This is a genomic window from uncultured Caballeronia sp., assembly GCF_964243625.1.
Lineage (GTDB): Bacteria > Pseudomonadota > Gammaproteobacteria > Burkholderiales > Burkholderiaceae > Caballeronia.
This window is the reverse complement of the sequence record NZ_CAXTGZ010000269.1, coordinates 1-8,024: the sequence shown is the minus strand read 5'-3', so window position 1 is coordinate 8,024 and position 8,024 is coordinate 1. Positions and strand designations below refer to the sequence as shown.

The 8,024-nt window shown below is 61.5% G+C and carries 7 protein-coding genes and 1 pseudogene; 3 read left to right on the top strand and 5 right to left on the bottom strand.

The window, feature by feature from the left end:
- The coding region (locus tag ACFFAR_RS18425; RefSeq protein ID WP_375508232.1) for a hydroxymethylglutaryl-CoA lyase at nt 1–951 on the bottom strand (951 nt) is incomplete at its 3' end.
- Nucleotides 952–1,361: 410 nt separating this feature from the next.
- On the opposite strand from ACFFAR_RS18425, the gene ACFFAR_RS18420 reads away from it, so the two are divergent.
- Both ACFFAR_RS18420 and ACFFAR_RS18415 read left to right on the top strand, forming a co-directional pair.
- A complete protein-coding gene (locus ACFFAR_RS18420; RefSeq protein WP_075357300.1) occupies nt 1,362–2,495 on the top strand; it encodes a fimbrial protein in 1,134 nt (377 codons plus the stop codon).
- Nucleotides 2,496–2,846: 351 nt separating this feature from the next.
- Entirely contained in the window at nt 2,847–3,248 is a 402-nt protein-coding gene (locus ACFFAR_RS18415; RefSeq protein ID WP_174363828.1) for a hotdog fold thioesterase, read from the top strand.
- Between the two features lie 30 nt (nt 3,249–3,278).
- On the opposite strand, the pseudogene ACFFAR_RS18410 reads toward ACFFAR_RS18415, so the two are convergent.
- Nucleotides 3,279–3,508 (bottom strand): annotated as a pseudogene (locus ACFFAR_RS18410) (hypothetical protein); the annotation flags it as partial.
- Nucleotides 3,509–3,696: 188 nt separating this feature from the next.
- Here ACFFAR_RS18410 and ACFFAR_RS18405 point away from each other — a divergent pair.
- On the top strand, nt 3,697–5,052 hold the full coding sequence (locus tag ACFFAR_RS18405; protein WP_062003076.1) for an MFS transporter: 1,356 nt from the start codon (nt 3,697–3,699) through the stop codon (nt 5,050–5,052).
- A gap of 5 nt (nt 5,053–5,057) precedes the next feature.
- Here ACFFAR_RS18405 and ACFFAR_RS18400 read toward each other — a convergent pair whose 3' ends face one another.
- The 3 genes from ACFFAR_RS18400 to ACFFAR_RS18390 all read right to left on the bottom strand — a co-directional run.
- Entirely contained in the window at nt 5,058–6,125 is a 1,068-nt protein-coding gene (locus ACFFAR_RS18400; protein WP_062003075.1) for a putative zinc-binding metallopeptidase, read from the bottom strand.
- 120 nt (nt 6,126–6,245) lie between these two features.
- The gene (locus ACFFAR_RS18395; protein WP_174364705.1) at nt 6,246–6,830 is read right to left on the bottom strand and encodes a TetR family transcriptional regulator; all 585 of its coding nucleotides are present in this window, start codon (nt 6,828–6,830) and stop codon (nt 6,246–6,248) included.
- 52 nt (nt 6,831–6,882) lie between these two features.
- Nucleotides 6,883–8,024 (bottom strand): TolC family protein (locus ACFFAR_RS18390; protein WP_174364706.1); only part of this gene is annotated, 1,142 nt, incomplete at its 5' end.

The window sequence follows — 8,024 nt, the reverse complement described above, 5'->3', positions numbered from 1 at the left end:
TCCTTCGTGTGCGGCTGTTCTTTGCTGATCGGGCGGGGCGTCGTGAAGATCGAGCCGGCGGCCGGCCTTGAGAATCTGGCTGGGTACATCGTGGCCGATCAACCCGGGCAACAAAGCCGATGCCTTAAGCACGGCAGCGAGATCGACACGGGTATCGTAGCCGTCGAGCGCCAGCATGTGCACGAGTTCTTCGGTACAGACGTTGCCGCTCGCGCCTGGCGCATACGGACAGCCGCCAATGCCTCCCAGCGACGCATCGAAACGATCGATACCCGCCTCCAGCGCCGCGAGAGTGTTGGCAAGCGCCATGCCGCGCGTATTGTGAAAGTGCAGCGTCAGTTCGAGCGCGGGAAACACTTTGCGCACGCGCTCGCACAAGGCTTTCACTTGCGACGGATAAGCCATGCCGGTGGTATCGCAAAGGGTCACGCCATGTACGCCGAGCGTGGCGAATTCTTCCGTCCAGCGCAGCACTTCTTCAACGGGAATGTCGCCTTCCATCGGGCATCCCATCGATGTCGACAGCGACACGTTGATGGCAACCGGTGTCGACTTCACCACGCCGATCACCTCGCGCAACTGGGCGAACGACTGCTCGCGGCCCATGCGCAGGTTTGCGCGGTTGTGAGTTTCGCTGACCGACATCACGAGGTTGACTTCATCCACGCCGCACGACAGCGCGCGTTCCGCCCCGCGCACGTTCGGCACGAGCACGGTGTAGACCACGCCTTCGCGCCGCGTGATGCCGTGCATCACGGCTTCGGCGTCGCGCAACGCGGGAATCGCCTTGGGCGACGTGAACGACGTGACTTCGATCTTCGCGAAGCCGCACGTGCTCAGGGCATCGATCAGGGCGATCTTTGCGTCGGTATCGACGAACTGCGTTTCGTTCTGAAAGCCGTCGCGGGTCGCGACTTCCTGGATATACAGGCGTTTATGAATTGTGGTCATGGCAGTGGTTCCTGTTTTCGTGCGATGCCGCTGGTAGCTGAGGCGTGGCATCGCCACGTTTGAGCGCCGCAAGGTCTCGGATGCTCATCATGCCGTCCACACACCAAGTCGAGAATTGCCAATTTTTCCATTACCGTTTCCAAACAAGAAACGGTCCGTGCTTTGGACTCGTGACAGCGACAAACCAAACGGGCTCAGGCGCGAACAACTCATTTTAATCAAGCGTTTTGTTGGAAGACTGCTGTTGTCAATTTCGAGGTGGACGGTCATGGCACGCGGTCGGTAGGGTGTCGGTGCCTCAGTGCCTCAGTGCCTCAGTGCCTCAGTGCCTCGGTGCGCCAAGGCCGGACTGCACATCGGCTTGATTCCGGCTTACATCTTGACCTGCTACCTGAAGGGCTTCAATGTTTATGTGGCCAAAAACCGCATTCGTTTCATCTGCCACTAGCAGCACCGACCGCTCGGCGAACAACCGCTTTTTTGCTATCGATTGGGGCATCCAGACCTCTTTCAGCAGGCACCTTTTCTTCATTGCGCTTACAGCGTGCATTGTCTTCAGCGCGACGTCCGCACGCGCCAGCCTGACATGCACTTACCCGGTGAACGTAAGCAAAGTGCTTGCCGCAGGAACCATTTCGGTCCCGGCGTCGCCTGCTGTGGGGGCCACGGTCAAGACGCTGGCACCGGATGCGTTTCAGATACCGTGCAGGCTTCTTTCGTCTGCGCCCGTCTCGACTTCAGCCGACGAATACGCCATTTTTAAGACGACCGCGTCGCTGGCATCAGGGTTTAGTGATGTCTATGCGACCAACGTCCCAGGCCTGGGTGTTCGCTTTGCGTTCAACGCACCGGCGTGCAATGCGGTTAATGCCACGCTGGACAAAGGAGAGGTCAGGCTGACCTGTCCCGTCAACACGCCGGTCGGTGGACCTTATGTAAATATCGATATCGCAAGTGTCGTCAGTCTCGTGACGACCGGTCCTGTCGCCGCGGGAGCATCGAGCCTTTTAACAATCCCGACCGTCACGATCACCTATCAGCACTCAGACAGTCCTGGCAATAGTTACCAGTTTGGTTCGCTTTATACGGGCACGGCAAGCGGCACGCTCAGCACTGCCACCTGTTCAGTACAGACCGACGCTCCGGTCGTTGCGCTCCCCACCGTATCCGTACGCGGATTTTCAGGCGGCCTGGGAACCACGGCCGGCGCTCAATCGTTCAACCTCAGCTTTGCCTGTGCAACCGGCGCACAAGTTTCCATAGTCATCACCGACGCAGTCGATCCGTCGAACCGTTCGAACGTGCTTAACCTCGCGTCTGAATCGACGGCCAAGGGCGTTGGTGTACAGGTCCTCAGGGACAAGGGCACGCCGGTAAGTTTCGGTCCGGATGCGGCGGGGCCGAATGTGCCGAATCAGTGGTTGATCGGTGCTTCGCCGAACGGCGTGCTCGTGCTGCCTTTAACGGCGCAGTACATTCGTACCGGAAACGTCACGGCCGGATCGATCAAGGCATTGGCTACATTCACGATGTCGTACCAATAGCCGCACGGGCTCAGACCGGTTTGAACGCGGTGCGAAATAGACGTCGCTATCCGGAGCTGGTCGCAGAGCAGTAGTGGGCGGCTATAAACCGCAGGCGATTGCCTGAGCGCTTTATCGGACGTCGATTCAGTTTGCGCACGCGTACATCTCGCCGCTCCGGCAAAGATGGACAGGCTTGCCGGGGGATAGCCTGCAGGCCAACGACTTCGCCGTGGCCTGGTTATAGTGATCGAATCAATGTTCCGGCCGGGATCGAAGTTAGCTTTTTTTCCGGTCGATCCTATCAAGATTCATGAGACCGGACTAAGTGCTGCGGCGATAACTCCGGTCGGCAAAGGAGATCTTTTCCCGATGTCCAATCTCGTCCTCGACAACCCGTTCCTCGAATACCTCGATGCCCGGCATGTAGGCTGGAAGGAAGGCTACGCCGAATTTCGCATGCCGATCCAGCCGAAGCACCTGAACCGGCGCGGTGTGTTGCAGGGCGGGGTGGTGGCGACGCTGCTCGATGCCGCCTGCGGTTATTCCGGCTTGTATGCACCCGAGGACGAACCTGCCAGGCACGGCTTCACGTTGTCGCTGACGGTCAATTATCTGGATACAGGGCTGGGTGAAAGCGTTACAGCGAAGGGCTTTATCGAAAGACAGGGCCGCAGCATTTTCTTCTCACGCGGCGAGGCGTGGGTGGACGACAAGATCCTGATCGCGAGCGCGCAAGGGACGTTCAAATCAGCAGGACTCAAAAAAGGCTGAGGGAGCGCCGTCAGACGGCGCTCCCGATGCTTATGCAGCCGGCTTCAATATGACCTTGGTCCAGCCGTTGCCGCTTCGTCGAAGTGCTTGTACGCTTCGGGCGCCTCGTCGAGCGGCAATTCGTGCGAGATGATCGGGACTTCCTGGCCCTTGCAACTGCATTGATAACCCACGCATTCGCAGCCCCGGTCAGCGCCTTCACCACCGGTCAGCTCCAGCATCTGGTCGACGGCGGAACCATCGCTGTCATCGATACCGATGACTGGCGTACATCGAACTCCTGCAGATTGCGAGGAGACGGCAAAGGGCGGCATGGTGTTCGTGTCGCCTGGGTCCTACCACTATGACGCGATCGTTCTAGGAGTCCGGTTTATGGTCGCATCTACTCAAAGGGAACCCATCAATCCAACAAACAGCCAAGGCCAGTCCTTTATCCGGGAGTCATCGAATGTCGAGAACGTTGGAAGCCGCGCCTCCTGAAGTCGATCTGAAAACGCTGCGCAAAGTGATTCTCGCGGCATCGATCGGCAACTTCGTCGAATGGTTCGATTTCGCCGCGTACGGCTTTCTCGCGACCATCCTCACGCGCGAGTTTTTTCCGAGCGGAGACCCCGCTGTCGGATTGCTCAAGACCTTTGCCGTGTTCGCCGTGGCGTTTGCGTTCAGGCCGCTCGGCGGAATTGTGTTCGGCGTGATCGGCGACCGGATCGGCCGCAAGCGCACGCTGGCGCTGACTATTTTGCTGATGGCGGGCGCGACGACATTGATCGGTTTATTGCCGACTTACGCCGCCGTCGGCGCATTCGCGCCGCTGCTCTTGACGGTGATCCGCTGCGTGCAGGGCTTCTCGGCGGGCGGCGAATACGCCGGTGCGTGCGCCTACGTGATGGAACACGCGCCGCAGCACAAGCGTGCGCGATATGGCAGTTTCGTGCCGGTCTCGACGTTTTCTTCTTTCGCGGTCGCCGCGGTCGTGGCCTACGCGCTCGATGCCTCCCTGTCCGCCGATGCCATGAGTTCGTGGGGCTGGCGCGTACCATTCCTGGCGGCCGCGCCGATCGGCTTGATCGGGCTTTATCTGCGGATGAATCTCAACGAAACGCCGGCGTTCCGTGCGCTCGAGGGCGAGCACGCCGTGGCGCACGCGCCATTACGCGATACGCTGCGCACGCAGGCGGCAGGCATCCTGAAGCTGGGCGCGTTCATCTCCGTGACGGCGTTGTCGTTTTATATGTTCACGACGTACTTCGCGACTTACCTGCAGGTCGCCGGCCATCTGAATCGCGCGACATCCTTGCTGATTACCGTGATTGCGCTGTTTTTCGCGGCTGCGCTGTGCCCGCTCGCAGGTTTGTATTCAGACTTCGTTGGACGCAGGAAAACCGTGCTGACGACGTGCGTGATTTTGATCGCGACCGTATATCCATCGTTTTCGCTTGGCAGTTCAGGGCAGTTCCTGCCGTCGGTGCTGGGGGTAGGACTGCTGGCGATCGGCGCAGTGTTGTCGGGCGTGGTGACCGCACCTTTGTTGTCCGAAATATTCCCGACGCGCACACGCTACACCGCTTCAGCCATCACCTATAACCTCGCTTACACGATCTTCGGCGGCACCGCGCCGCTCGTCGCCACGTGGCTGATCACGACGACCGGCAACAACATGTCGCCGGCGCTGTACCTGATCGTTATTTCGGTGATGGGCCTGATTGGCGGGATGATGTTGCCGGAGACGTCGAAGGTATCGTTGCACGGAGGGCAACCGGCTTCGTCCAGTGCGAGCCCGGCAGCCCTCAAAGCCGTGGCGTAAGAAGTTTATTGCTGGACTTGCCCTGCGGCCGCGATCACGCGATGCACGAAGCGCAGCTTTTCGACCACCGGCGGCGCGAGCGCGAACGGGTAAGCGTCGGGCATGCCGAGACTGCGATTCAGGCTGTTTAGCGCATAGGTGAGCGGAAACCACTGGTGCATCAGGTGGTCGAAGGTCGCTTCGCCGACGGGCGGCTGCGCCACGAGCGTGGGATCGAGCGTGTTCAATGGCGCGAGGGCTACGCCGCAGGCGCGGGCGGTATCGATGGTGTCGAAGATGTGCAGGTAATGTGCCCATGTCTCCGCCCAGTCTTCCCACGCGTGCGTGGTCGCGTAGCCGCTCACGAACGACTTGTTCCAGTCCGGCGGCGGACCTTCCTTGTAGTGGCGCGCGAGCGCTCCGCTGTAACTCGCGCGTTCGTCGCCGAACAGCATCCGGAAACTGTCGATCCACGGCGTATCCGCGATCAGCCGGTCGAAATAGTAGTGGCCAATCTCGTGCCGGAAATGCCCCAGCAAGGTACGGTAGGGTTCGCCCATCGCGAGGCGGGCGCGTTCGCGCTGGGCGTCGTCGGCTTCGGCAATGTTCATCGTGATCAGGCCGTTGTCGTGGCCCGTGAGCACGCGTTTGCCCCGGCCATCCTCCATGAATTCGAACTGCAGCCCCGTCTTCGGATTGTCCTGGCGGGAGTCCACGCGAAGTCCGAGCGCGCCGAGCGTATAGAGCAGGCGCCGCTTTGCCGCTTCCAGCCGGAACCAGTAGTAGCGACGATTGGGCACGCCGAGGTTCGGAATGGTGTGGGTCAGGCGGCATGCGTGGCAGAGGGGATCGCGTGAATCGGCCGGCACCATCCAGTTGCAGACTTTTTCGACGGCGTAGTTGTGACACGGCTTGTACAGGCCCGCGTCGCCGCGTTCGGGGTGGCGGCTGCGCCAGAGGCCGTCGCCCGCGTCTTCGAACGCGCTGATTTCAGCGAGTTCGGGAATGAAACCCAGCAGGGACTCGCAGCGTTCGCAGCGGAAGTTCTCGAAGAACACCAACTGATTGCAGTGATTGCAATGGAAAGTTTTCATGAGCCCGGAGGTCGGAGTGCGCGCGATGTGCGTGACACAAGTCCCGGTCAAGCCTGGAACATGCGCAAAATGTGGCGGTTCGGCGAGCGTACACCTTATTGCGCAGCAACCTGCATGCCGCTAGTTCAGGCGCGCGGTGAGATACGCCGTCGCGGCGGTCTTGTATTCGTCGATGAGAAGACGCCGTTCCTTCGGTTTCGCGGCCATGTAGAGCGGCGGAAGACCCTTCACGATCTGCAGAAGCACCTCGGCGACGCGCAGCGCGTCGGCCGGCGCCAGGTCTGTGCGCCGGTGCGCGAACAGTTCCGCGAAGCGTTGCCGCAGGCGGCTGCGGTCGTCGTCGCTGCGATTGGTGGGTGTGGACGCCGCCGATAACGCCAGATAAGCCGGATGGTCGCCGATAAACCCTGTCATCAGGTCGATCAGCCGCCCGGCGAGCTCGGGCGTGCTGGCGGTGCGTGCATGCTCGGCGAGCGCGCTCCAGCGTTCGTCCATGAGCGCGCCATACTCGGTGCGCAGCGCGATGGCGAGCGCGTCCTTGTTCGGGAAATACTGGTAGACCGCACCAATCGATACCCCCGCGCGTGCGGCGATCTCGGTCATGGTGGCGGCTTCGAGGCCGCGTTCGGCGATGACGGTGCCGGCGGCCGCGAGCATGTCCTGCATGCGCTTCTCGGCGCGTTCTTGCTGGGGAATGCGTCGCATGGTTGAACGTCGGGGTCAGGGAGCGCTCAAGGTTACACGGAAAGCGCGCCTATCAGTCAGTCGCCGCCTTGATGCTGCTTGCTGCAGCAGGCGCGGGCGTTGAACCCATCTCCCATCCCCCGCCCAGCGCAAGAAACAAATTCACCTGATCGATCGCCACTTGCCCCTCGGCCGCCGACAACTGCGCGTTCGTCGATGTCAGCACGCGAGTCGCATCCAGATCGGCGATAAACGATTCGCGCCCGGCGAGGAAAAACCGGTGCGTCTGGTCAGCGGATTCAGCCGCCGATTTCTGCGCGGCCCGCAGCGCGTCGGCGCGGGTGTAATCGGCGGAATACGTCGCGAGACTCGACTGCGTCTCGCGCAACGCCTTGAGCACGACACCATCGAACTGGGCGAGCGCAGCGTCGGCGCCATATTGCGCTTCGTGAATCCGGCCGCGTGCGCCATTCACCGGGAACGTCCAGCTGATCAGCGGACCAAAGCCCCAGCGCGCGGTCGGTTGCGTGCCGAGGTCTTCCAGCACGCCGGTCAAACCGGCAGACGCGCCGATGCTCACCGTCGGATACAACGCGCCCGTCGCGACTCCAATGCGCGCGGTCGATGCCGCCAGCCTTCGCTCCGCTTGCCGTACATCGGGGCGGCGGCGCAGCAGGGCGGCGCCATCGCCGACGGGCAGGGGTTGTGCGATCGTCGGCGTCTTGTTGCAGGCGTACACGGCCTTGGGCAGGTCTTCCGGCGAACGCGCCAGCAGCGCCGCCAGTTGATATTGCGCGATCTTGCGGCGCGCGGTGTACACCGGGATATTCGCGCTGAGCGTGGCGACCTGCGTCTGGCCGGCGGTCACATCGGGCGCGTTGCCGCGTCCAGCCTGCTGCAACCTGCGCGATACCGATACCCGCTGGCGCTGCAACGCCAGCGACCTTTGCGCAATCACGAGTTCTTCGGCCGCCGAGCAATTCTGTACATAAGCGCGCACGACGTCGGCCACGACCGAGATCCGCGCGAGATCGGCAGCGGCCTGGGTTGCATCGCTGTCTGCTTGCGCCGCTTCAACGCCGCGGCGCAGCGTGCCGAAAAGATCGAGTTCGTACGAAATGTTGATGCCGACATCACCTTCGTTCGCGACCGGGATCTTTTCGAAGATGAGGTACTGTTCGGCGGATTCCTGCGCGCGTTTAAACGCCGCCGAAG

Bases quoted from the DNA above. Each gene is read 5' to 3' on its own strand.
- ACFFAR_RS18420 (WP_075357300.1), top strand. From the start codon at position 1,362: ATGTGGCCAAAAACCGCATTCGTTTCATCTGCCACTAGCAGCACCGAC.
- ACFFAR_RS18415 (WP_174363828.1), top strand. From the start codon at position 2,847: ATGTCCAATCTCGTCCTCGACAACCCGTTCCTCGAATACCTCGATGCC.
- ACFFAR_RS18405 (WP_062003076.1), top strand. From the start codon at position 3,697: ATGTCGAGAACGTTGGAAGCCGCGCCTCCTGAAGTCGATCTGAAAACG.
- ACFFAR_RS18400 (WP_062003075.1), bottom strand. From the start codon at position 6,125: ATGAAAACTTTCCATTGCAATCACTGCAATCAGTTGGTGTTCTTCGAG.
- ACFFAR_RS18395 (WP_174364705.1), bottom strand. From the start codon at position 6,830: ATGCGACGCATTCCCCAGCAAGAACGCGCCGAGAAGCGCATGCAGGAC.